The 22,078-nt window shown below is 42.2% G+C and carries 24 protein-coding genes and 2 pseudogenes; 21 read left to right on the top strand and 5 right to left on the bottom strand.

Annotated elements, in window-relative coordinates:
* Window positions 1–19 precede the first annotated feature (19 nt).
* The 8 genes and pseudogenes from JMY03_RS13010 to JMY03_RS00450 form a co-directional block, all read left to right on the top strand.
* Window positions 20–1,351 carry a cytochrome c-type biogenesis CcmF C-terminal domain-containing protein gene (locus JMY03_RS13010; RefSeq protein ID WP_227675436.1) on the top strand — a complete coding sequence of 444 codons (1,332 nt, stop codon included), beginning with the start codon at window positions 20–22 and terminating at the stop codon, window positions 1,349–1,351.
* On the top strand, window positions 1,344–1,994 hold the full coding sequence (locus tag JMY03_RS00475; RefSeq protein ID WP_102091629.1) for a DsbE family thiol:disulfide interchange protein: 651 nt from the start codon (window positions 1,344–1,346) through the stop codon (window positions 1,992–1,994). The genes JMY03_RS13010 and JMY03_RS00475 overlap by 8 nt, the downstream gene beginning before the upstream one ends.
* Complete coding sequence (locus tag JMY03_RS00470) at window positions 1,991–2,542, top strand: cytochrome c-type biogenesis protein (protein WP_191114791.1); 552 nt, start codon at window positions 1,991–1,993, stop codon at window positions 2,540–2,542. The genes JMY03_RS00475 and JMY03_RS00470 overlap by 4 nt, the downstream gene beginning before the upstream one ends.
* The gene (gene ccmI, locus JMY03_RS00465; RefSeq protein WP_201600000.1) at window positions 2,539–3,819 is read left to right on the top strand and encodes a c-type cytochrome biogenesis protein CcmI; all 1,281 of its coding nucleotides are present in this window, start codon (window positions 2,539–2,541) and stop codon (window positions 3,817–3,819) included. The genes JMY03_RS00470 and ccmI overlap by 4 nt, the downstream gene beginning before the upstream one ends.
* A gap of 141 nt (window positions 3,820–3,960) precedes the next feature.
* Window positions 3,961–4,668, top strand: a complete 708-nt coding sequence (gene lspA / locus JMY03_RS00460) for a signal peptidase II (RefSeq protein ID WP_133104927.1) — start codon at window positions 3,961–3,963, stop codon at window positions 4,666–4,668.
* Window positions 4,669–4,901: 233 nt separating this feature from the next.
* Window positions 4,902–5,738 (top strand): cation transporter, encoded by an 837-nt coding sequence (locus tag JMY03_RS00455; protein WP_057758797.1) that lies wholly within the window; start codon window positions 4,902–4,904, stop codon window positions 5,736–5,738.
* Window positions 5,739–5,837: 99 nt separating this feature from the next.
* The gene (locus JMY03_RS13210; protein WP_256713876.1) at window positions 5,838–5,963 is read left to right on the top strand and encodes a hypothetical protein; all 126 of its coding nucleotides are present in this window, start codon (window positions 5,838–5,840) and stop codon (window positions 5,961–5,963) included.
* 127 nt (window positions 5,964–6,090) lie between these two features.
* Window positions 6,091–6,228, top strand: a pseudogene (locus JMY03_RS00450) (YnfA family protein); the annotation flags it as partial.
* A 12-nt stretch (window positions 6,229–6,240) separates the two neighbouring features.
* On the opposite strand, the gene JMY03_RS00445 reads toward JMY03_RS00450, so the two are convergent.
* Complete coding sequence (locus JMY03_RS00445; protein WP_201599995.1) at window positions 6,241–7,302, bottom strand: ArsO family NAD(P)H-dependent flavin-containing monooxygenase; 1,062 nt, start codon at window positions 7,300–7,302, stop codon at window positions 6,241–6,243.
* Complete coding sequence (locus JMY03_RS00440) at window positions 7,292–8,161, bottom strand: arsenate reductase/protein-tyrosine-phosphatase family protein (protein ID WP_201599993.1); 870 nt, start codon at window positions 8,159–8,161, stop codon at window positions 7,292–7,294. Before JMY03_RS00440 ends, JMY03_RS00445 begins: the two co-directional genes overlap by 11 nt.
* Before the next feature lie 179 nt (window positions 8,162–8,340).
* On the opposite strand from JMY03_RS00440, the gene JMY03_RS13005 reads away from it, so the two are divergent.
* From JMY03_RS13005 to arsJ, 4 genes are read left to right on the top strand one after another with little or no spacing between them, the layout of a single operon-like run.
* Entirely contained in the window at window positions 8,341–9,162 is an 822-nt protein-coding gene (locus JMY03_RS13005; RefSeq protein WP_227675435.1) for a metalloregulator ArsR/SmtB family transcription factor, read from the top strand.
* A gap of 35 nt (window positions 9,163–9,197) precedes the next feature.
* Window positions 9,198–10,220: an ACR3 family arsenite efflux transporter gene (gene arsB / locus JMY03_RS00430; RefSeq protein WP_201599991.1), complete on the top strand. Its 1,023-nt coding sequence runs from the start codon at window positions 9,198–9,200 to the stop codon at window positions 10,218–10,220.
* Window positions 10,221–10,273: 53 nt separating this feature from the next.
* Window positions 10,274–11,284 carry an ArsJ-associated glyceraldehyde-3-phosphate dehydrogenase gene (locus tag JMY03_RS00425; RefSeq protein WP_201530176.1) on the top strand — a complete coding sequence of 337 codons (1,011 nt, stop codon included), beginning with the start codon at window positions 10,274–10,276 and terminating at the stop codon, window positions 11,282–11,284.
* Window positions 11,285–11,286: 2 nt separating this feature from the next.
* Complete coding sequence (arsJ, locus tag JMY03_RS00420; protein WP_227675434.1) at window positions 11,287–12,519, top strand: organoarsenical effux MFS transporter ArsJ; 1,233 nt, start codon at window positions 11,287–11,289, stop codon at window positions 12,517–12,519.
* Between the two features lie 361 nt (window positions 12,520–12,880).
* Here arsJ and JMY03_RS00415 read toward each other — a convergent pair whose 3' ends face one another.
* Window positions 12,881–13,807 (bottom strand): IS30 family transposase, encoded by a 927-nt coding sequence (locus JMY03_RS00415; protein ID WP_201599989.1) that lies wholly within the window; start codon window positions 13,805–13,807, stop codon window positions 12,881–12,883.
* 219 nt (window positions 13,808–14,026) lie between these two features.
* On the opposite strand from JMY03_RS00415, the gene merR reads away from it, so the two are divergent.
* From merR to merA, 5 genes and pseudogenes are all read left to right on the top strand, one after another.
* On the top strand, window positions 14,027–14,419 hold the full coding sequence (gene merR, locus JMY03_RS00410) for an Hg(II)-responsive transcriptional regulator (protein WP_449314253.1): 393 nt from the start codon (window positions 14,027–14,029) through the stop codon (window positions 14,417–14,419).
* Window positions 14,420–14,609: 190 nt separating this feature from the next.
* Window positions 14,610–14,957 (top strand): mercuric transporter MerT family protein, encoded by a 348-nt coding sequence (locus JMY03_RS00405; RefSeq protein WP_016899520.1) that lies wholly within the window; start codon window positions 14,610–14,612, stop codon window positions 14,955–14,957.
* Window positions 14,958–15,003: 46 nt separating this feature from the next.
* Entirely contained in the window at window positions 15,004–15,288 is a 285-nt protein-coding gene (merP, locus tag JMY03_RS00400; protein ID WP_008110847.1) for a mercury resistance system periplasmic binding protein MerP, read from the top strand.
* On the top strand, window positions 15,288–15,707 hold the full coding sequence (merC, locus tag JMY03_RS00395; RefSeq protein ID WP_186475527.1) for an organomercurial transporter MerC: 420 nt from the start codon (window positions 15,288–15,290) through the stop codon (window positions 15,705–15,707). Before merP ends, merC begins: the two co-directional genes overlap by 1 nt.
* A 68-nt stretch (window positions 15,708–15,775) precedes the next feature.
* Window positions 15,776–17,167: pseudogene (gene merA, locus JMY03_RS00390) on the top strand (mercury(II) reductase); the annotation flags it as partial.
* Window positions 17,168–17,385: 218 nt separating this feature from the next.
* Here the strand turns inward: merA and JMY03_RS00385 are convergent.
* Complete coding sequence (locus JMY03_RS00385) at window positions 17,386–17,595, bottom strand: helix-turn-helix domain-containing protein (protein ID WP_201599984.1); 210 nt, start codon at window positions 17,593–17,595, stop codon at window positions 17,386–17,388.
* Between the two features lie 84 nt (window positions 17,596–17,679).
* On the opposite strand from JMY03_RS00385, the gene JMY03_RS00380 reads away from it, so the two are divergent.
* Together JMY03_RS00380 and JMY03_RS00375 are read left to right on the top strand one after the other, a co-directional pair.
* Entirely contained in the window at window positions 17,680–18,972 is a 1,293-nt protein-coding gene (locus JMY03_RS00380; RefSeq protein ID WP_201599981.1) for a hypothetical protein, read from the top strand.
* Between the two features lie 128 nt (window positions 18,973–19,100).
* Window positions 19,101–19,349, top strand: a complete 249-nt coding sequence (locus JMY03_RS00375; RefSeq protein ID WP_058025363.1) for a hypothetical protein — start codon at window positions 19,101–19,103, stop codon at window positions 19,347–19,349.
* 751 nt (window positions 19,350–20,100) lie between these two features.
* On the opposite strand, the gene JMY03_RS13380 is transcribed toward JMY03_RS00375, so the two are convergent.
* Window positions 20,101–20,496 (bottom strand): elongation factor P hydroxylase, encoded by a 396-nt coding sequence (locus tag JMY03_RS13380; protein WP_201599978.1) that lies wholly within the window; start codon window positions 20,494–20,496, stop codon window positions 20,101–20,103.
* A gap of 377 nt (window positions 20,497–20,873) precedes the next feature.
* On the opposite strand from JMY03_RS13380, the gene JMY03_RS00365 reads away from it, so the two are divergent.
* Both JMY03_RS00365 and rpmF read left to right on the top strand, forming a co-directional pair.
* The gene (locus JMY03_RS00365; protein WP_201599975.1) at window positions 20,874–21,467 is read left to right on the top strand and encodes a YceD family protein; all 594 of its coding nucleotides are present in this window, start codon (window positions 20,874–20,876) and stop codon (window positions 21,465–21,467) included.
* 299 nt (window positions 21,468–21,766) lie between these two features.
* The gene (gene rpmF / locus JMY03_RS00360) at window positions 21,767–21,949 is read left to right on the top strand and encodes a 50S ribosomal protein L32 (protein ID WP_025644354.1); all 183 of its coding nucleotides are present in this window, start codon (window positions 21,767–21,769) and stop codon (window positions 21,947–21,949) included.
* The last annotated feature ends 129 nt before the right edge of the window (window positions 21,950–22,078 follow it).

Here is a 22,078-nt window from a genome sequence, read left to right as displayed (position 1 = left end):
TTTTCCCATGCGAGACCAGATGGAACGACATCAATCCTGGATTTACCTGGCCTTTATTCTGGCGGGTCTTGCCGTCGGGATTGCCCTGCCGGACACGGCATCGCGTCTGGAAGCGGGTTTGTGGCCACTGCTGGGCGTTTTGCTCTATGCCACGTTTACCCAGGTGCCTTTGACGCACATTGGCCGGGGGTTACGTGACTGGCGATTCCTGGCGGCGCTTGTGCTGGGCAACTTTGTGATCACGCCCTTGCTGCTCGATGCCCTGGTGGCGTTGCTTCCCCTGTCCCCCGCCGTCCAGGCCGGGGTGTTACTGGTGCTGCTAGTGCCCTGCACGGACTGGTTTATCAGCTTCACCCATCTGGGCAAGGGTGACGCAGGCCGGGCCATTGCCGCCACGCCCGTGCTGCTGGTGGTGCAAATGCTGATGCTGCCGGTCTACCTCTGGTTATTCCTGGGCGGAGCGTGGTTTCAGACGGTGGTGACCAGCCAACTGGTAAGTGCGTTTGTCGGTTTGATTCTTGTTCCCCTGGCGTTGGCCTGGTGCACTGAATACTTTGCCGAGCGCAGTGTTGCGGCCAGGCGTTGGGTGAGCAGTCTAGTATTAGCTGCAGTCATCACTTACTTTGTCAGTCCATCTGCCATGCTTAATATTGGTGTAACACTAGCAGTAAGTTTTTGGGTACTGTTCTGGATGGTGGTTGATTTCAAAGACAAAACCAAAAATGCACCAAGCTTTTTGCAAGGCTTAAATAAGCTGCGTTTAAGCTACTGGGGTCAGCAAACGGCACATATTGGTGTGATTGTAGCGGTCATCGGTGTTGCCTTTACCAGTACCTTGAGTATCGAGCGCGATGTGGCATTGAGTGTTGGCGAAACGGTCCATGTCCAAGGTTACGATTTTGAAGTAACTGAATTTTTTGAAATAAAGGGTAGTAACTTTGATGCAACGCAAGCGCAAGTGGTGGTATCCAAAGACGGTCGTGAAGTGGCGAAACTGACTCCAGAAAAGCGTACTTATATTATCAGCACGATGCCAACAACTGAAGCTGCTATTGACCCCAGTCTTATGCGCGATGTTTATGTCGCACTGGGCGAACCTATTGCCGATGGTAGTAACCAATGGGCATTAAGGATTTATGTAAAACCATTAATTCGTTGGATATGGCTCGGCGCTATTATTATGGCATTGGGTGGTCTGCTGAGTATGCTTGATAGGCGCTATCGTCTCAAAACATCCAAGACCCCTGCACAAATTGCAGCGAGTAAGTCAGGCTTTACGACGGTTACTGATTTAGATGTTAAAAGCACTACTAATAACACGACACTAATAGGGGAGAAGCAAAATGACTAAGTCTAATCATTTTTCCGAGCAACCCCCTGAAACAAAAGGTAATCGAACAATGAAAAAAAGCCAAATTAGAATATGGTTTTTGATCCCGCTGATCATCTTTGCTGCTGTTATGGTTATGCTTTATTTTCGTTTGGGGCAGCCGACTGAAATCGTAACCAATACCGCGCTTGAACGCCCAGTACCAGCGTTTGAGCTGCCATTGTTGTCCGATACCAGTCGGATCATGACCAATGACAACTTACCTGATGAGCCCTTTTTGATGAATATTTGGGGCTCTTGGTGCCCAACTTGCGTTATTGAGCATCCTTTTTTAATGCAATTAGAAGAGCGCGGAGTCAATTTGGTTGGTGTTAATTACAAAGATGACATCGGTGATGCGCTAGGATATTTAAATCGTGGCGGCGACCCATTCTCCATGTCTATTCAAGATTTATCTGGTCAATTTGCCTTGGACTTAGGGTTGACGGGTGCGCCTGAGACTTTCACTGTCGATGGTGAAGGCGTTATTCGCCAGCACATTGTTGGTGAGATTAACGAGAGTAACTGGCAAGATCGTATTGAGCCTTGCTTAACGGTACTCAATGATGCCAATGATAATAACGTCAGTCCAGATGCGATTCAGGTTGAAGAGGTGTGCAAATGATAGCCCGTTCAATAAAGGCCGTTACGATAAAAGTAGCGAGCTTAATACTTGCCTGTCTCCTAAGTGTGACCAGCTATGCGGCGATAGAGGTATATGATTTTGACTCTGCACAACAAGAAGCCCAATATCGAGGGCTAATCGAAGAGCTGCGTTGCCCGAAATGCCAAAACCAAAACTTGGCAGGTTCTGATGCGCCGATTGCCCAAGACTTAAAGCAAAAAGTCTATGATTTGATTAAAGACAGACGTAGTGATGCGGAAATCCGGGATTATATGCAAGAGCGCTACGGCGATTTTATCAGCTACAAGCCGCCTGTACGTCCATCGACATGGATTTTATGGTTTTTTCCGCCATTGCTACTGATCGTATTATTGATAGGGTGGTTTTGGCAAAGTAAACGCCGCCAAGTTGTCGCCCGTGGCCAAAACGGCGTTACAGTGAACAGTACTGCTGCCTTGACCTCTGCGGAAAAGGCTGAGCTTGATCGTCTATTATCGCAAGCTGAGAATGTCGACCACGATATTACTAGCATAGAGGACAAAAAATGACTCTATTTTCTACTATCGGCTTATTTATTGCTCTAAGCTTATTTATGGCGCTGATTTTGGCGGTTATCGCTATTACTCCGTGGCTACGCGCCGCGCGTATCAAATCGAACCCAGTAGACAATCAGCTGCTCGATATCAACGTCGCGGTATTCCGTGAGCGTTTAGCTGAGCTACAAACAGATAAAGACAGCGGCACCATCGATGATGCTCACTACCAAAACCAAAAGCTTGAGCTTGAGCGGCAACTATTGGATGCCCAGCGTGAAGTCACGCCGATGGTCACCCCTGGTATCAAAAGCCGCTTGATCCTCATGGTTTGGGTGCCTGTATTGGCTGCGCTGGCGTATCTGATGGTGGGTGACCGAACGCCTGTGTTTGATCTGTGGACAGCAGAAGATAAAGTTGCCCAAGTAGCCGATGATTTATTAACCGGTAAGATTAACCAGCCACCAGCTTGGGCGATTGAAGATGGTACGCAATTAATCAGCGCGATGCAGACCAATGTCTATCGTCATGCTGATGACCCAGATCGCTGGATGCGTTTATCTGAGCTGTTTTTGTCATTAGAAGCGACAGACTCGGCGCTAGAGGCATTGTCACGTGCTTATCGCTTATCGCCTGATAACGAGGAGATTGCGACGACCTATGCACAGATCAGCTTCTTTGCCAATAAAGGCCAACTAGACGCCACCAGTCGCCGCGTCTTGCAGGACGTGCTGGCCAAAAACCCACGCCACGAAGGCGCGCAAATGCTGATGGCCATGGGCGAGGCGCGTAGTAGTAACTTCGATGAGGCGCAAGGCTGGATCAGCCGTCTGCGAAACAGCATTGCTGCGAAGCCTGGCGATCATAGCCGAGCGCTTGCCAGCTTAGATGAGCTCAGCGCCAATATTAACGCGCAAAAAACGCAAGCGGCGCAAGGTGTGGATGTTACGGTTGTGGTCAACTCAAGCTTATTGCCGCTAGTAAAAGGAGACGATGTACTTTTTGTGGCGATACGTGATGTCAACGGTGGACCGCCATTTGCCGCCAAGCGCTTACCGATCAGCGTGATCAAACAAGGCGAGGCCACTATCAGTCTAAGCGATCTCGATGCGATGATGCCTGAACGCACCTTACAATCGGCGCGTGCAGACAAGGTACAGCTGGCAGTGATCGCTCGTATCAGTCATAGCGGCACCGCGGCGGCTGAGTCAGGCGACTTGTCTGGCAACCCTGTGGTCATTAGTGCCGATCAAAATCAGGCCAATGTTGAAATCAATCAACAGATTCCCTAATAAAAAATTATTACCGTAAGTTTCATAATACCAGAGCGGTAAGTGGAGCCGTTTATGAAAGTGGCGCGATTAATAATCGTATACCAAAAACATATACGTTTAACATTGTTCATTGTATAAACATAGATAAAGGAAACAACTATGACTGAATCTACCGACAGATTAGATAGTACTAAATTGAATAGCGTTGAATCGGCTAGTACTAATATTGCTGACAAGAAGGTACCTATAGCTGTGAGTAGTACTCATCAATCGATTGACTCTAAAACCATAAATCATACGCCTAAAGCTATGTACGTGACTTCAGGCAACTCAATAACACCTAAAGATAAGTTGGACAAAATGCCAAAAATGGTTGCCAATGGCAGTCGCGCTTTTATCTGGTATTTGTTGGCGATAATGGTATTAATACTTGATCAATGGACTAAGTGGTTGGCCCAAACCACATTAGCGTTCAATGACCCCGTACCGGTCATTGAACCATTTCTCAACTGGACACTCGCTTATAACTATGGGGCAGCATTTAGCTTTTTAGCCAACGCTGGCGGTTGGCAGAAATGGTTTTTCTCAGGCGTAGCTTTTGTAATGGCTATCTTTTTAACGGTTTATTTAATCAAAGCGCCACGTGCAGCCAAGCTATTATCTATGGGGTTGGCCTTAATGCTTGGTGGTGCGATTGGCAACTTAATCGATCGTTTAAGAATTGGTAAAGTGGTTGACTTTATCCATGTGCATTATGCTGATGTCTGGAATTATCCTCTTTTCAATGTTGCAGATATAGGTGTCTGTGTCGGTGTCGCATTGATTATAATTGACATGATATTTTTAGAAAGTAAGCGTAATAAATAAGCACATTGATGCCGATTATCACAAACAAAATGAACTAGCGTCGTATTCACTCTATACGGAAAAATACTTTTTATACTTGAGTATGTTTATAAAATGTGAACTGGAAGGTATTGTTACTTAGACAGGCTGGGCATTTGATGTATAGTGTCATTTGCATTTCACTATTTATCAATTTCTCAGCCTGTTTTTTTTCAGCCTACTTTTTGAACCACCACCCGGATATAAATGTAACTATGAATAAAACAACTTTTAAAATATCGAAGATGGACTGCCCTTCGGAGGAAAACCTAATCCGAATGAAATTAGAGGGCCACTCGAATATTGAACATCTTGAGTTCGACATTCCTAACCGTCAATTAACTGTGTTTCATCATGACAATATAGAAGGGATAGAGACTGCTATTCATGACCTAAAATTAGGAGACACCCTACTCTCGACCGAAACCATTGACCCCTCTGATCCCAACAATAATTTTAAAATTGATGCTGACTCTAGTCACAAAAAAGATGCTGAGCAAAGAAAGCTACTATGGATAGTGCTGGTCATTAACTTTGCTTTCTTTATTATTGAAATGAGCACGGGACTGATTTCTCGTTCGATGGGGTTGGTCGCCGACAGCTTAGATATGTTAGCAGATAGCTTGGTGTACGGAATTAGCTTATTTGCGGTCGGTGGAACGGTCATTAAGAAAAAACGGATTGCTAGAATTGCCGGATATTTTCAAATTACGCTAGCGATTCTTGGTTTTTTAGAAGTACTAAGACGTTTCTTTGGCAATGAGCAGTTACCTGACTTTTCTACCATGATAGTCATATCGATTCTTGCGCTAATTGCAAACTTGATTTGCCTCTATTTACTACAAAAATCGAAAAGCAAAGAAGGAGAAGAAGCCCATATGCAAGCCAGTATGATTTTCACTTCAAACGATGTGATTATCAATTTAGGGGTAATTGTTGCAGGGATTTTGGTTAATTGGTTACACTCTAGTACGCCTGATTTGATTATTGGTAGCATCGTATTTGCTTTAGTTATTCAGGGCGCCTTTAGAATATTGAAGTTGAGTAAGTAGCCAAGCCTAATAACTGAAGCAAATAGCTCAAGTAAGTAGCTTAATTAAACCGCTAAGTGTAAAGTAACTGGGTTTGAAGCAAATAAACATCATAAGGATATGAGACCTCAAGCAATGATTGAACAAACTTTAAATCTAGTCACCACCAAAGACCATCAGCAAGTTGCCGTTTGGCGAATAATAGATGATGAAGTCTTTGATAAGAATCTGGTGGTGGTCAACTAATTTAGGACACTAATAAAATTCAAACCTACATCGCCATTACTTATAACCCTGAGTCGAGAACGGATAATAATTATAAGCGTTGGGGCAACTTTTATGACCGCCAAGATCTGTTAGTAGGTGACGAGTTGGTGGAGTGTATGTAACAATGGCAATTCTATGGTTATGGGCTGTTGATGGTATTCGACCAACGACATGGGACATATTAGGTACAGCAGTGGCACTTCTAGGTATGGCTATTATTATGTTTGCACCGCGCAATACATAGGATACGGTTGTTTTAACCATCACGTGCTAAAAACTCCAATAGAGTGGGAACATTCTCTCTAGCACTGCGTCCAGCACCAATCAGAGTGGCAGAACCTGGGCTTGCCCAGTCACCATAACCAAATAACCATAACCGAGGCTCCTTGACCGCTTGCCCATCTTTAACTTGCACTTTTCCATCAGCTTCTAAGACATTTAAAGGTGCTAGATGGTCAAGATTTGGTTCAAACCCAGTACACCAAATAACGGCATCTATCGTTTCTTCACTACCATCAGCCCAAATGACGCCTTGCTTAGTAAATTTGCTGAACATAGGTACCGCATTCAATATCCCTTTATCACGTGCCGCTTTGACTGGTGGCACCATGACGATATCACCAATACCGCCGACAGGGTCATCGTTACGGCTGCCAGTAATACGTGCTGTTGCTCTTTCAAACAATACGCGTCCATCGACATCATCAGCTAAAAACAAGGGTGGCTCACGTGTCACCCAGCTAGCGTTTGCCACGTCAGCCAGCTCAGCATAAATTTGTGCACCCGAATTACCACCACCGACTACCAGTACCCGCTTATTTCTGTAGGCGTCTGGGCCATCATAATGAGCGGAATGACATTGCTCCCCCAGATACTCTTGCTGACCTTTAAGTAAAGGAGTTTTAGGCTTACTCCACGTTCCCGTTGCACTCACTACCGTTTTCGCCAACCATGTGTAACGTCCATCAGTCACTCGTAAGCAATCGTGTTCATCATCACGCTGGACGCTTTGTATTTGATAAGGCCGGTATATCGGCAGCTTATAATGTTGCTCGTAATTGCTGAGGTAACCAAGAACTTCATCTCGATGGGGATACTCGCTATCTTTTGCTTTTGGCATTAATTGACCTGGTAGAGAGCTCATAACAGCAGGAGAAAACAGCCGTAATGATGGCCAAGTATGTTGCCACGCGCCGCCACTCTTGTCCTGATCGTCAAGAATAATAAAATCAAGTTTGGCGCGTCTCAAATAATAGCTGACTGCCAAACCTGCTTGTCCGCCGCCGATAATGATGGTATCGAATACTTTAGTTGGCATAACTGTCCTCAGTCCCTGCTACCAAAAATGTTGGTTGCTCGTTTTGTGGTTTGGCTTGCAGCTCGTCAGGCGTTAAGCGAGCATATATTTCAATTAAATTACCGTCAGGATCAGTCAACCATAATTCATGTAAGGGCGTCCCTTTCCAAGTCGTTCGTGGTGGTTTAAAAACACTCAAGCCTGTGTCTTTTGCTTTAAAAAAAGCCTCAATGACCTCTTGCTTATTATTGACGTTGATACCTAAATGGTAAAGAGTATCGTGATTAAGCTGCTTACCGTCAGATACTACCAATACCATATTTAAATTGAGATCTGGGCGGATAAAGGTAGCATAACGATGCGTCCATTCCTTTGGCCAAGTATTTAGTAACCAGCTATAAAAGGCGGTGCTTTTAGCCAAGTCAGTCACTCGAATACTGCTATGAAATTCTATTGAAGGAATGCCAACGGGCATTTTAATGAGCTCAGCCAATACTAAAATACGTTGTAACAGCTGATCGCGCACTTCCCTAAAGCTCTCTAGCATCTTATCTGGCAAATCAGAGCCAGCAGCAGGGTCGCTCATAGGCCAATGCATGCGCTGACCACCGCTCAAAAAAACAGGACAGATCTCTTCTGCGCACAGAGTAATGATGGTATCTATACGATCATCCTCTATCTCATCAATAGATTTTGCGTATTGCTGACTAATATCAATGCCAATCTCTGACATGACAGTAATGGCATGAGGATGAAGATGCGAGGGGGCGGACCCTGCACTATATACCTCAATGTCCTTCGGTAAATAATGCCGAGCCAACCCTTCCGCTATTTGGCTGCGAGCTGAATTGGCCACACAAAGGAATAAGATTTTTTTCATATTGACTCCGTGATATACGCTTTATTGACTTCAAGTTTTAGAGTATCAGATATTTTATGATCTTAATTACAGCCATTCTATTTATCATACTTCGAACACAAACCTAAAAGCGCCTTTACATACGAATTATTATATATATAATATTTCATATGTAAAGGCGCTTATTAATGAGTATGATTATGGAAAATATGAATAAGAAAAAGGTGCTGTTTCTTTGTACCAGTAACTCGGCCAGATCACAAATGGCTGAAACATTACTGAAGTATAAAGCGGGCGATATCTATGAGGTTTATAGCGCAGGCGTAGAAAAAGGTGAAGTCGATGCACGCACCATCCAGGCCTTAGAAAAGTTCGATTTCGACGCTAGTGGATTAAGATCCAAGCATGTCGACGAGTTTGAAGGGCAGTTTTTTGACTATGTGATTACTTTATGCGAAAAAGCCAGTGCCGAATGTAGAAGTTATCCCAATACCGGAAAGCAGCTAGCATGGGATATTCCTGACCCAAAAACTCGCGCTGGTACTCATCCTTTTGCCACCACATTAAGTGAATTAAGTAATCGTTTAACGATGTTTCTCTTCGTGGAGAACAAACCTACAAAAAATACGAAAGATATTAAACCTACTGCTATACAAGACACGCCGCTTGCAGACTTTGACCCCATTACCTTTTACAAAAGCCTGACTGATGACATTCGCCTCAAAGCACTGATGCTGATTGAATATCATGGTGAGCTGTGTGTTTGTGAGTTGATGGAAGCCTTGGAAGAGGATGTTCAGCCCAAAATCTCCCGTAACCTTGCCGTTTTAAAGAAGGCAAACGTCATTATTGATCGAAAGCACGGTCAGTGGGTGTTTTATCGTATCAATCCTGAACTGCCGTTATGGGCGAAGACTGTGGTGGCGCAAACAACAGAAAATAACACTCATCTGATTGAGCGTGAGATTGGGCGGTTAGATACGATGCAAAACAGACCTGACAGAGCCAGTTTTTGTAAATAACCAATAATCAACCGTTACATATTAAGAGAGTCACAATGGGTATTTTTGAGCGCTATTTATCAGTTTGGGTAGGTTTGGGCATTATTCTCGGCGTGGTAATGGGTTTATGGCAGCCTGATTTATTTCAGTTGGTTGCAAACCTCGAAATTGCTCATGTTAATCTTGTTATTGCGGTATTCATTTGGGTCATGATTTATCCCATGATGGTACAGATAGATTTTTCTGCCATTAAAGATGTAGGTAAAAACCCAAAAGGGTTGTTTCTAACGATCATTATCAACTGGTTCATTAAGCCTTTTACTATGGCCGGCCTCGGCTGGTTATTTTTTAACATTTTCTTTGCCAACTTAGTTGATCCCGCATCGGCTCAAGAGTATATCGCTGGAATGATTTTATTAGGTGTGGCTCCTTGTACAGCCATGGTCTTTGTCTGGTCACAGTTAACCAAAGGGGATCCTAATTACACCTTGGTCCAAGTGTCCGTCAATGACGTCATTATGATATTTGCTTTCGCTCCTATTACTGCTTTTTTGCTGGGCGTTAGTGATATCCAGGTGCCATGGGAGACGTTGATCATCTCTGTGGCACTTTATGTTCTGCTTCCCTTGATTGCTGGTGTGCTGACACGCAATATGCTCAATAAGCGCCGTGATAAGGACGCATTGAATAATCTATTATCAGTGCTTAAACCTTGGTCGATGGTAGGCTTGTTAGCCACTGTGGTTCTGCTCTTCGGCTTTCAAGCCGAGACCATAGTCTCCAAACCCCAAGTTATTGGCCTCATTGCCATTCCTCTCATGATTCAAACCTATGGCATTTTTGTCATTGCCTATATCGCTGCTAAATGGTTAAAACTGCCGCACAATATTGCAGGCCCTGCTTGTTTGATAGGCACCTCTAACTTTTTTGAGCTGGCAGTTGCAGTGGCTATCTCCCTCTTTGGATTACACTCAGGCGCTGCACTGGCGACTGTCGTCGGCGTGTTGGTTGAAGTGCCTGTGATGTTATCGCTGGTCTATATCATTAACCGCACACAACATTGGTTTAAAAAAACCTAAGCATTTTTAATATTTTTTTCTGATAACACTTGGACAAGATAAAGGACAATTTTATGACAATCAAAGTAGGTATCAATGGTTTTGGACGTATGGGACGTTTGACCATGCGCGCGGCATTTGATTGGGACGACATCGAGATTGTCCACATCAATGATCCGGCGGGTGACGCTAAGACGCTCGCGCATTTAATGACGTTTGATTCTGTGCATGGTCGCTGGCATCACGACGCTACCCACGAAGGCACGTCCATGATTATCAATGGCAAAGCCATTCCTTGTACGCAAAACAAAGCGACCAAAGACACCGACTGGTCACTGTGCGATGTGGTCATCGAAGCCTCAGGCAAGATAAAAACCAAGGCTTTACTACAAGCCTATCTAGATCAAGGGGTCAAACGTGTCGTTGTCACAGCCCCCGTCAAAGAAGAAGGTGTGTTAAATATCGTCATGGGTGTAAACGAGCATTTATATGATAAAGACATCTATCCCATTGTGACTGCTGCCTCTTGTACCACCAACTGCCTAGCGCCTGTGGTTAAAGTGATGCACGAGAAAATAGGCATCAAGCATGGCTCGATGACCACCATTCATGACATTACCAATACCCAAACGATATTAGATGCACCGCATAAAGACTTACGCCGGGCACGTGCTTGCGGTATGAGCCTTATCCCAACCACGACAGGCTCTGCGACTGCCATTACGCATATCTTCCCTGAATTAAAAGGTAAGCTAAACGGTCATGCCATTCGTGTGCCTTTGGCTAATGCTTCGCTGACCGACTGTGTGTTTGAAATGGCGCGTGGCACCACGGTTGAGGAAGTCAATGAACTACTTAAACAAGCATCTGAAACTGAGCTAAAAGACATATTGGGCTTTGAGACACGTCCACTGGTATCGATTGATTATAAAACCGATCCACGTTCAAGTATCGTTGATGCGCTATCGACGATGGTCGTCAACGATACCCAAGTAAAGCTCTACGTTTGGTACGACAATGAGTGGGGTTACGCCAATAGAACGGCTGAATTGGTCCAAATGGTTGGTCTAGCAGATAAGGGTTAATCATGGGACTGCTATCCGTTACGGATTTATCGTCGCAAGTGAAGCAATACTTAGTCATCACTGGCAACTATTGGGCATTTACCTTAACGGATGGCGCATTACGAATGCTCGTTGTGTTGCATTTTTATCAGTTAGGCTATAGTCCGTTAAGCATTGCGATGCTATTTTTGTTTTATGAAATCTTTGGGGTTATCACCAATCTGGTTGGTGGTTGGCTTGGCACCAGTCTTGGGCTCAACAAAACCATGAATATTGGGTTGGCCATACAGATCGTCGCCCTTGCCATGCTTGCTGTGCCTGCGGATATGCTGACTGTGGTTTATGTGATGATCGCCCAAGCGCTCTCAGGTATCGCCAAAGACTTGAATAAAATGAGTGCCAAAAGCGCCATCAAATTATTAGTGCCAAAAGATGCTGAGAGTAAGCTTTATCAATGGGTGGCATTACTCACAGGATCTAAAAACGCGCTAAAAGGCGTGGGTTTTTTTATCGGTGGTTTGCTACTGACCTTGATTGGGTTTAAAGGCGCTATGATACTGATGGCATCACTTTTGGCCATCGTCTGGGTGTTTAGTTTAATAGTCTTAAAAGAAGACATCGGCAAAGCCACCAACAAACCTAAATTTAAAGACATTTTTTCTAAAAGCCCTGCTATCAATATCCTCTCCGCTGCCCGCATGTTTTTATTTGGGGCAAGAGACGTTTGGTTTGTGGTGGCCCTCCCTGTGTTTTTGGCAGCGACTTTTGACTGGAGTCACTGGTGGGTTGGCAGTTTTATGGCAAGCTGGGTCATCGGTTATGGCATTGTCCAGTCGGTTGCGCCTTACTTTACGGGCAAGAAAAAAGGCGTGTTGCCAACGGGTCGTGCAGCCTTTTTGTGGGCAAGCTATCTGACGTTTATTCCTGCGGCGATCGCGCTGGCTTTATATTTTGATTTTTATATTCAAGCATCGGTTATTATTGGCTTACTGATATTTGGTGTGGTTTTTGCCGTCAATTCTTCGTTACACAGCTACCTCATCGTCAGCTATGCTGATAGTGATGGCGTGTCATTGGATGTGGGGTTTTACTACATGGCAAACGCGATGGGCAGATTGATTGGCACGGTGCTGTCAGGTTGGGTCTACCAAGAGTTTGGCTTAGAGGCTTGTCTTTGGATATCGAGTGCGTTTGTGGCAATCGCGGCTTTATTATCATTAAAATTGCCTAACCAGTATAAAGCGGCGGCATACTGATGAGGGTTTTATCAATGAATCTGCTGTTTATTTGAAATCACAACACACTTATGATGATATAGGGTTTATCTCAGTTGCACTACTTTCGTTTTTTATGGGTTGGCTATGAGCTACGCTTAAAGAAGCTATAAAACTCTAAAAAACCTGACCTTTCTCATAAAGGTACATTATGGTAAATGGTTTTAGATAGAATGATTCGGTTTCATTGGATCCATTGGGGCATACTCATGTAGAACTGCATGTAATAACACTAATTTGGACTTTGATAATGAAAAAGGATAAACCATACATTGTTGTGGTTTAATATTGTTGTAACAACGGTAACTTTACTTATTCTTAGATTAACACACCAAGTGCAACGCTAATTAATATTATAGAACGCCTGCATAGGCGTTTTAAACCCTAAGCGTTTTCTTGGTCTGTTATTTAGTTTGTTCTCAATGTCCTGCATCTCATCATCAGAGACTTGTCTAAAGTCACAGCCTTTAGGCAGATACTCTCTGATCAAGCCGTTGGTATTTTCGTTGGTTCCTCGCTGCCATGACGCATAAGCATCGGCAAAGAAGAAAGGGCTAAAGAGCTTTTGTTTCACCTTCTTATGCTGAGCAAACTCTTTACCATTGTCAGAGGTAATGGTCTTAACCTGCAACCTCACTGGCGCTAAGAGTTCTATCATTGCCTCTGATACTTGCTGTGCTGTTTTATGACCCACACGCTTCATCTTCAATAGCCCCGTTTTACGTTCAACGAGCGTGACAATCGCTTGCTTGTGATGCTGACCGATAACGGTATCCGCTTCCCAATCTCCAATACGTGAGCGTTCTTCAACAATACAAGGGCGCTCATGAATCGAGACTCTGTCATTGATACGGCCTCGAGTCTCAGCGGTTAGACGCTGCCGGTATGGTTTTCCTTTACGTCTGAGACACTGCCACAATGTACCGTCCTGCCTCTTATCACGCCAAATATAGCGATAAATGCTCATATGACTGATACCAGCATGAACGCCAGATATTTGCTCAGGACTCCAGTTCTCTTTAAGCTTGTCTGTCACCCATGCCCAGAGGTCAGCCACAATAGTTGTGGCGTTGTTAGCCCGTCTGTCACAAGCCTTGTTATTAGCATGCTTTGCTCGGTAACCTCGTAGGCTTTTATTACGCCTAAGCTCTCTTGATATGGTACTGGGACTTCTGTTTAACGCCCTCGCTATGAAATTAATACTATGTTTTGCCCCTTTAAGGGCATAAATCTGGTATCGTTCCCCTAGGCTTAGATGCGTATAGCTCATGGTTGCAATCTCACTTTGGTCGGTGGATAAAAACTTTGATGCTAGCGCATCTAGGTCTTTTTTTCACCTTGCATTTGGTATTGCACTTCATGTGTTAATCTAAGATTTAATAAAAGAAAAAACAAAATCAATTAGCGATGTTTAAACTGGTATTCATTGATGGTCACTTTAATTAGATATAAAGTAAGTAAACAAAAAGTCAGTAAGGTAATTGATAACGTGTCTAAACGAACCATAAGTATGTTGGCTAAAGAACTGAGTGTAAATGTCGAAACAATTCGCTTTTATGAACGCAAAGGCTTAATTAAACAACCACCAAAGCCTATGCAGGGCTATAGACATTACCCGAAAGAAACGGTAAATAGAATACATTTTATCAAGCGTTCTCAAGAATTAGGTTTTACGCTAAATGAGATTGAAGGGTTACTTGCGTTAAACGATAGTCCATGTAGTAAAGTACAAGAATTAGCTAATAAAAAGCTGATCGCAGTACAAAAAAAGATGGCTGACTTGTTGTTGTTAGAACACGCTTTGGAAGAACATTTAGGACAATGCCAAAATAATGATGACGATAGCCACTGCCCAATAATTGATTCGTTGCAATCGAAGTAAATGATTCACTTAACTACCATTTCCCACTAAAACAGCATATCCAATTTTACTTCTGCGCCTTAATTCAAGTTAGCTTATTCCCCGTATCTGTCGTAGCAGATTATCAAAGATAAATTTTTTATAAATCACCCTTGACTCCGTACTTAGGTACATGCAATACACTTGCATTATCACTTAATGAGGTATCTATATGAATCAAAAAGAATCAAACCTTCCAATGATAGGAGGCATCATAGCAGCATTAGGCGCAGGCGTATGCTGTGTAGGTCCTTTGCTCCTGTTATTACTTGGGGTAAGTGGCTCATGGATTGGTAATTTAACTGCATTTGAACCCTATAGGCCATTATTTATCGCATTTGTAGTGTTGTTGTTTGGTTACTCAGGTTGGAAAATTTACCGTCCTGTAGAAGAGTGTGAGCCGGGAACGGCCTGTGCAATTCCTAAGAAACAGCAACAACGAAAAGTCATTTTCTGGCTGAGCGCTATAGTTGCGACAATTTTAGTGACCAGTAATTATTGGATACTTTTGTTTGCTTAATATACAGATCAAGAAATTTATAACATTTTAAAATTTGGAGCTAATTATGAAAAAATTATTATTAACCGCACTGCTTTCACTTTCTAGTTTTGGTGCTTTTGCTGAAGTAAAAACAGTTACACTGGAAGTGCCAACGATGAACTGTGCGACATGTCCAATCACAGTTAAAAAGTCATTAGAAAATGTTGATGGCGTTGAAAATGCGAAAGTTACCTACAAGCCTAAGCTAGCTGTTGTTTCTTTTGATGACACTAAAACCAACATCAATGCATTAATTGCAGCGACTACCAACGCCGGCTACCCTTCAAATTTAAAAAGTGAAAATAAGTAATATTTAGCCCCTTAGAACTAGTTACGCGTATCGGAGATAAAGCAGGCTCTATAGGTGCACTTGTTTCGGCAATGGGATGCGCCATGTGTTTTCCCGCGATAGCTAGTCTTGGTGCGGCAATTGGGATGGGATTTCTTAGTCAGTGGGAAGGGGTATTTATCAATACGTTGTTACCACTGTTTGCAGTATTAGCGCTGGTAATGAATATCTTAGGCTGGTTTAGCCATCGTCAATGGCACCGTAGTTTTATCGGTTCAATTGGCCCCATTTTGGTTTTACTCTCTTTATACCCTTGGTTCCAGTACGGGTGGAGTTCATACGTTACTTATACGGGGCTAGGACTAATGGTTGCTGTATCAATTTGGGACATGGTTTCTCCTGCGAATAAACGCTGTGATGATGAAACTTGTACCGCTTAACTTTTTAAGAGGAATAAAATATGTCAACGAATAGTTGTTGCTCGCCAAATGACATCCAGCCAGAACAATTACATGTAGCCATTATTGGTAGTGGTTCAGGGGCCTTTGCCAGTGCGATTAAAGCAGCAGAAGGCGGAGCAAGAGTTACTATCATTGAAGGAGCCGATGTAATCGGAGGTTGCTGTGTAAATGTCGGCTGTGTTCCTTCAAAAATATTGATCCGTGCTGCGCAATTAGCGCATCAGCAACGTACTAACCCGTTTGATGGTTTAGAAAATATTCAGCCACAACTTAGCCGCTCCTTATTAGCACATCAGCAAAACGCTCGCGTCGAAGAACTACGCGATGCTAAATATCAACGTATTTTAGAGAGTAATCCCGCGCTATCTTTACTTAAAGGTTATGCACGTTTTAAAAATCAAAATACCTTGCTAGTTCACAAGTCTGATGGTAGTGAAGAAGAGCTGGTTGCAGATCGCATTTTAATTGCAACAGGCTCTACACCAAGCATTCCGCCAATTAAGGGTTTAGTTGATACACCTTATTGGACATCAACAGAAGCCTTATTTGCAGAAGAGTTACCGAGTAGTCTAGTTGTCATCGGCTCCTCCGTTGTTGCTCTGGAAATTGCGCAAGCTTATGCACGTTTAGGTAGCCGTGTGACAATTCTAGCCAGACATACCCTTTTATATGCTGAAGATCCGTTATTAGGTGAAAAACTGGCAGAGTGCTTTGAAAAAGAAGGTATTAGGGTACTTAATAATACGCAAGCAAGTCATGTTTCTTATGATAGCAATGGTTTTTCATTGGAAACTAACGAAGGAACATTAATCGCTGAAAAATTGCTTATCTCTACGGGTCGCCATGCAAATACTGGAAAGCTTGGTTTAGAAAATGTTGGTGTTGAAACAGATAAAAGTGGTGCCATTGTTGTTAATAGTATGATGGAAACATCAACAGCTAACATTTATGCCGCTGGAGATTGCTCCAATATGCCACAATTTGTTTATGTTGCTGCTGCTGCCGGAAGTAGGGCTGGAATTAATATGACAGGTGGAAATGCGCAACTCGACTTATCTACCATGCCTGCTGTTATATTCACCGACCCACAAGTTGCTACGGTAGGTCTAACCGAAGTACAAGCTTCAGCGGTAGGAATAAATACGATAAGTCGTGTACTTGATATGGAAAACGTACCAAGAGCTTTAGCAAATTTTGAAACGGATGGTTTTATCAAGTTGGTAGCTGAAGAATCCACGGGAAAACTGATAGGCGCACAAATTTTAGCCCATGAAGGCGGAGAACTGATTCAAAGTGCGGCTCTTGCTATTCATAATAAAATGACAGTCGAAGAATTGGCAGGTCAACTATTTCCGTATTTGACGATGGTTGAAGGATTGAAGTTATGCGCTCAAACCTTTAGCAAAGACGTTAAAGAGCTATCTTGCTGCGCAGGGTAATCATTTAACGGTAATGTACTTACAGAAATGTTAATGGAGTGCCATTAATAGCTGTTATTTCAAATAATTTTCTAGCGGTTTTTTCTCAAAATCTGAGACCTTCCTAAATTTTGTGTAAGTATTTAATCTAAACGTCAGTTACACAGAATCTGGGATGGTCTCGGTTTGCTATCTGATCATGTATCGATAACCAACCTAGGTCTTTTGAGAATATGATTTCAAATTAAATCTTTTATATCCACTTCTAGTGCATCACAAACTTCATACGCCTTTTTAAGAGTAACATTCTTCTCTCCACGCTCGATATTTCCCATATAGCTTCGATCAATACCTGCCATTTCTGCAAGTTTTTCCTGAGATATTCCTTTACCTTTTCGTACCTCACGGACACGCTTTCCAAAGGCAATCATGCGATCATCTGTTGTCATTTCATTAACCACTGCTAAAGATAGCAATACTCACAGTGGTAAGCTACAATATCCACGGGATATAGTCGGTATTGAGAGGTGAGCGTGGAAACTAAACTAGAGTATCAGTCAGATATAACAGAAACTAATAAGCTGATCTGTGAGAGGTATTGGTTAAGAGAAGGCGATAAACGAAGTGGTTTTATATATACCTGTAAAGAAATAGGTCAAGAGTTTGATGTTAAGCATCAGGATATACCTAGTATCGTTAAAATAAATGCTCATCTTGTCGTACTAGACTGCCAATGCATAGACTGCGGTACAACTAAGATTTGCTATACTCGCTCACAGCTAACTCGATTGGATCTTATTAGATGGCGGTGTGATGATTGCAGGGCGGCGCTTGAAAAAAGAATGGATCAAGAGTACTTAGAGTATCGTCTTAAACAAGACCGTTTAGCAGAAGAAAAGAGACAGACCGCTCTAGAGTACATCAATCAATGCCGAAGCATTCAATTAAGCAGTATTCCTTCAGTCGCTGAGCTTAACGATGTGGATAAACTTCTACTCGCAGCGACTGTAGAGAGCCTAGGGGCAGATAATATAAGGAATACAGTCTCTCTACGTGACAATTTATCATTACCTTTATCACCGTTCTCTAAATTAGATGAAGAAATACTACAGCATCTCTTTAACCGAAATCTGATTATACTCGCTCCTGAAAATAGCTACGAATACGTAACTATCAACGAAGAAAAAGAGCTAGAGATAGATTTCTATCAAGCGATCTTTGAGTTTGCTTATAGTATTGAGAATCTTACTAAAATCTTGATAAACGCTAGATCTAAAAAAAATACCAGTGCTCTAGTAGCGGATAGTCAATTTAAGAGCTGGTGTGAAAAGTTACAGCTAGGAGAGTGTTTAAGCTACCTGATTACTAGGTCAAGACTGAACTATCTAGCACCGCCTATTGGCGATAAGCTAATTAGCATTCTCAGATCATGTCTAGCTGAATGCTCTGTATCAACTATGCATTATGTAATTTGGAAGTCTGTTGAAAATGCTGCTGCATACGTGCAAAAACCAGGTATTACTCGAAGACATGCTTCAAATTCTGTTTCTGGTAATATAGAAAGAGTATTCAGTAAAATATACAGTGGTAGTTGGAGTCACAATAAATCTTTTCGCGATGCTAGCCACCCTCAGTCTGCAATGGCCAAAATATTTTTTGATTATGTATTTGGAGTAGATGATGGTGGTTTTCACCATACTCTTAATGAGCTATTCAGCCCATATAGGTCTCAAAAAACTTTAGAGCAAATAAGTTATGCAACTCTAGGAGATGCTAGAAGTACGAATTATTCAGTCACAATAGCTCTTGATATTAAACAATCATGATTTACCGATGTCTAAATCATTAATACAATTAAATCAGCCGAATAAGACATAGCAATGAGAGAAAAGTTATCTAGATAGAAGACTATCTGACTTGCTGAACAATTTTATTACTACTGATAGGAGCTAGTATGGAAGATTCTAAATCTAAAGCACCGATTGTTGGCGATCGACCTATTCTTGTTAGTCGACAAGAGATAGAAAAGCGCCGCCGCATCAACTCTGATACTTTGAGCAGCTTTGCAATAGATAATATCCCTGTTAATCCAGATACTCAGCATTTTTTTAAAGATTTTGAAGAAGGTAAAATTGCAACTAGCAAGGAAGTAAAAGCTTTGCTACATGCTCACTATACTAAGATAGCGCTCGAAGATAATTAGCTCTTATAATTTGAGCCCGACGTTGCTAAGCTATTATAGTATTGCTTTTCACAGCCAGTATCGAAAGATGAAACATAATTAATTGTGCTATTCAATCATATTTATCAAATCATTTCACCTATGTAAGATTACTAGTCCAGTATCACTAACTCTCGTCCAGCCATCTCCGAAATAAAGAATAACTATTCTGCCCACAAACATAATAATGCTATAGCTAGTCAGCTTATTCGCTTAGTGAATAGATAAGCATTAAGACCTAATATCACCGTGGTGAATTACATCCTTGGGTCTGCTTCTATCTACACTCGCGTGCTTTAATATTACCATCATTATATCCGTGTTCATATGATTCGATATCTTGCAACTGACAATACTATGTGCAAAGACGTTAATGATAAACATGAATAGCAGAAAACTACTTTTACTTCTACCTATCTGACATAGATAAAATCTACTGGATTAGAGGATGGTACGATTGATCAAAAGTAACCATTAATAGATAGACGTAGCGAAGCGCATCATGTCCGCGTTTATAGCTTAGATAGGATGATATTAGAAAGAATGCTTCTGAAGATGTGAAAGATACCTGAAAAACTTAATTGTTATGATACCTAATTGATAGAACGACCATTATCTTTTGGATAGGTAAAAGTGATTTGTTCTGATAGGTTGTAATAATCACCGAAGTGATAGTTTTAATTTAGATGCCTACAAATAATATAGCGATGTACACTATTAGAATAAGAGGTTTCTAGCATGTCAACCTATAAGGAGATGTGTGGATCTCATGCAAAGCGCTATTAAAGAACCCATGCGCGAACTCAATACGGGCTAGGTTACCGTTATTCGCTGGGAAGTATTCTGGCTCATGTGCACCGCGCACCAGCTCTACCTGCTGATCAACAAAGAGCTGATTAAATAGCTGTATCAAAGCTGTGGTCGCTTTATCATCGTCTGCCAATAGCTTTAGATCATCAGCATCAAAGCTACTGCAATCGATTGTCAAACTGCTATTCGTTGAGCTAGACTTATCAGCTTCCTTATCAGCTAAGGCGTTAAGCGCTTCTAGGAGCCTATTAGCGTCACCGTTGGTCGACAGAGTAGAGAAGTCGATATGAGTATCAGTTGTCAGGATTGTGGTTATCATAGAGATTTTAATTATATAGAAAAGTCGCTCGTAACAATTAGCGACAAATGACTAGGGCGTGTCCCTATTTTAAAAATGGTGATAAAAATGAGATAAATCGCAGGCAAACAAGGAAAATAGCGTAGGTAATATCAAGATATTGGCCAGCTATTTGACACCGTTTGCCAAAGATTTAGCCATTTTTAGCCCATTTAGTCATAAACGCTTGAATTAGGGACACGCCCTAAAAATTGATGACTAAAAACAGAGCTATTGGTACTAATAATTCGCAGTTTTAACGCTGCAAAAACAGTAACATACTTGTGCTAGTGTCCTACCGCGCTTTCAGTTAGTATGGCAAGCAATATTATACCCCATTTTGATCAGCGAGGCCGCTTATGTCACCTTCTCAAACTAACTCTAAATCAGAGACTGTCACTCAAGATAATAAAGCGTCATCTCACGTACGTATGCCTGAATACATCTCTCTGAACAAATGGGAAGATACGGGCTTTGAGTGGCAAGGTGAAGTCGATCCTACTTCCTTTGAGCGCTTAGCCGCTTCGTTGACAGATGAGCATCAACAAACTAATTTGCCAGTACACACGCATATATACCGTCGTAATAATGTTTTGCATTTATCCTTTGAGGTAGAAGGCGAGGTGTGGTTGACTTGCCAACGCTGTTTGCAGCCTGTAGCGACGTCCTTAACCGATGACTATGATATTGCATTGCTAGAAGATGATAGCCAGGCAAGCTTGGTCGATGAGGAGCAAGACTATTTGCTTCTTGAGGAAATAGTGGATAACCAAACTCCTGAGCGCTTACTACCGCTCAAAAAGCTTATTGAAGATGAGCTACTACTCAAGATGCCTTTAGCGCCCAAACATGACGACTGTGAAATGAGCGTTGAGCAGTTTGGAGAGATACCAGAAGAGGAAGAGGGCGAAAACCCTTTTGCCGCTTTATCAGCGTTAAAGGGCAAGCTGTAATTTTTTACTAGCCTATTTTGTGACTAGGCACAGAAGAGTTTGACGCAGGGCTTTATTAATCTGATAAATCCGCGTATAATGTCCCGTTTATTGCATTCTAGTAAGGCGCTGCTGGTCGCTGAGCTTGTATTAATAAAGGCTTAGTGAGATTCAATTGGCAGGTTAGACAGATAGCAAACTCATTAATTTAGTACTGTGTTAAGTTTTCGTGGTTGATGTTTGATAGATCATAAGCTTAAGTCAGTATCGATTAAAGCTGAATTTTAAGCTTACCCCTTTTTAAGTATAGGAGCTATATCATGGCTGTTCAAAAAAGTCGTAAAAGCCGTTCTCGTCGTGACATGCGCCGTTCACACCACCGTATGGAAGTGGCTGAGCTGAGCGTAGATGCTACTACTGGTGAGAAACATCGTCGTCATCATATGACTAAAGACGGATTCTATCGCGGTCGCCAGTTGTTCAAAGTTGCTCAAGACGCTTAATCTATTGCTTGATAAGTAAACGTATCAATAAATAGTAGCTAACTATAATAGTAGCTATTATTCGTTAAGATGTTTGCTGTTGAACATACAGATTATAAAAAAGCCAAGTTATCTTGCTATCATATATTG

This window comes from Psychrobacter submarinus, from assembly GCF_904846685.1.
Taxonomy (GTDB): Bacteria; Pseudomonadota; Gammaproteobacteria; order Pseudomonadales; family Moraxellaceae; genus Psychrobacter; species Psychrobacter submarinus.
Note: the sequence above shows the minus strand (reverse complement) of the source record. Positions and strands in the feature narration are given on the sequence as shown.

Coding starts and splice junctions, on each gene's coding strand:
- JMY03_RS13010 (WP_227675436.1), top strand. CDS start 20: ATGGAACGACATCAATCCTGGATTTACCTGGCCTTTATTCTGGCGGGT.
- JMY03_RS00475 (WP_102091629.1), top strand. CDS start 1,344: ATGACTAAGTCTAATCATTTTTCCGAGCAACCCCCTGAAACAAAAGGT.
- JMY03_RS00470 (WP_191114791.1), top strand. CDS start 1,991: ATGATAGCCCGTTCAATAAAGGCCGTTACGATAAAAGTAGCGAGCTTA.
- ccmI (WP_201600000.1), top strand. CDS start 2,539: ATGACTCTATTTTCTACTATCGGCTTATTTATTGCTCTAAGCTTATTT.
- lspA (WP_133104927.1), top strand. CDS start 3,961: ATGACTGAATCTACCGACAGATTAGATAGTACTAAATTGAATAGCGTT.
- JMY03_RS00455 (WP_057758797.1), top strand. CDS start 4,902: ATGAATAAAACAACTTTTAAAATATCGAAGATGGACTGCCCTTCGGAG.
- JMY03_RS13210 (WP_256713876.1), top strand. CDS start 5,838: ATGAGACCTCAAGCAATGATTGAACAAACTTTAAATCTAGTCACCACC.
- JMY03_RS00445 (WP_201599995.1), bottom strand. CDS start 7,302: ATGCCAACTAAAGTATTCGATACCATCATTATCGGCGGCGGACAAGCA.
- JMY03_RS00440 (WP_201599993.1), bottom strand. CDS start 8,161: ATGAAAAAAATCTTATTCCTTTGTGTGGCCAATTCAGCTCGCAGCCAA.
- JMY03_RS13005 (WP_227675435.1), top strand. CDS start 8,341: ATGGAAAATATGAATAAGAAAAAGGTGCTGTTTCTTTGTACCAGTAAC.
- arsB (WP_201599991.1), top strand. CDS start 9,198: ATGGGTATTTTTGAGCGCTATTTATCAGTTTGGGTAGGTTTGGGCATT.
- JMY03_RS00425 (WP_201530176.1), top strand. CDS start 10,274: ATGACAATCAAAGTAGGTATCAATGGTTTTGGACGTATGGGACGTTTG.
- arsJ (WP_227675434.1), top strand. CDS start 11,287: ATGGGACTGCTATCCGTTACGGATTTATCGTCGCAAGTGAAGCAATAC.
- JMY03_RS00415 (WP_201599989.1), bottom strand. CDS start 13,807: ATGAGCTATACGCATCTAAGCCTAGGGGAACGATACCAGATTTATGCC.
- JMY03_RS00405 (WP_016899520.1), top strand. CDS start 14,610: ATGAATCAAAAAGAATCAAACCTTCCAATGATAGGAGGCATCATAGCA.
- merP (WP_008110847.1), top strand. CDS start 15,004: ATGAAAAAATTATTATTAACCGCACTGCTTTCACTTTCTAGTTTTGGT.
- JMY03_RS00385 (WP_201599984.1), bottom strand. CDS start 17,595: ATGACAACAGATGATCGCATGATTGCCTTTGGAAAGCGTGTCCGTGAG.
- JMY03_RS00375 (WP_058025363.1), top strand. CDS start 19,101: ATGGAAGATTCTAAATCTAAAGCACCGATTGTTGGCGATCGACCTATT.
- JMY03_RS13380 (WP_201599978.1), bottom strand. CDS start 20,496: ATGATAACCACAATCCTGACAACTGATACTCATATCGACTTCTCTACT.
- JMY03_RS00365 (WP_201599975.1), top strand. CDS start 20,874: ATGTCACCTTCTCAAACTAACTCTAAATCAGAGACTGTCACTCAAGAT.
- rpmF (WP_025644354.1), top strand. CDS start 21,767: ATGGCTGTTCAAAAAAGTCGTAAAAGCCGTTCTCGTCGTGACATGCGC.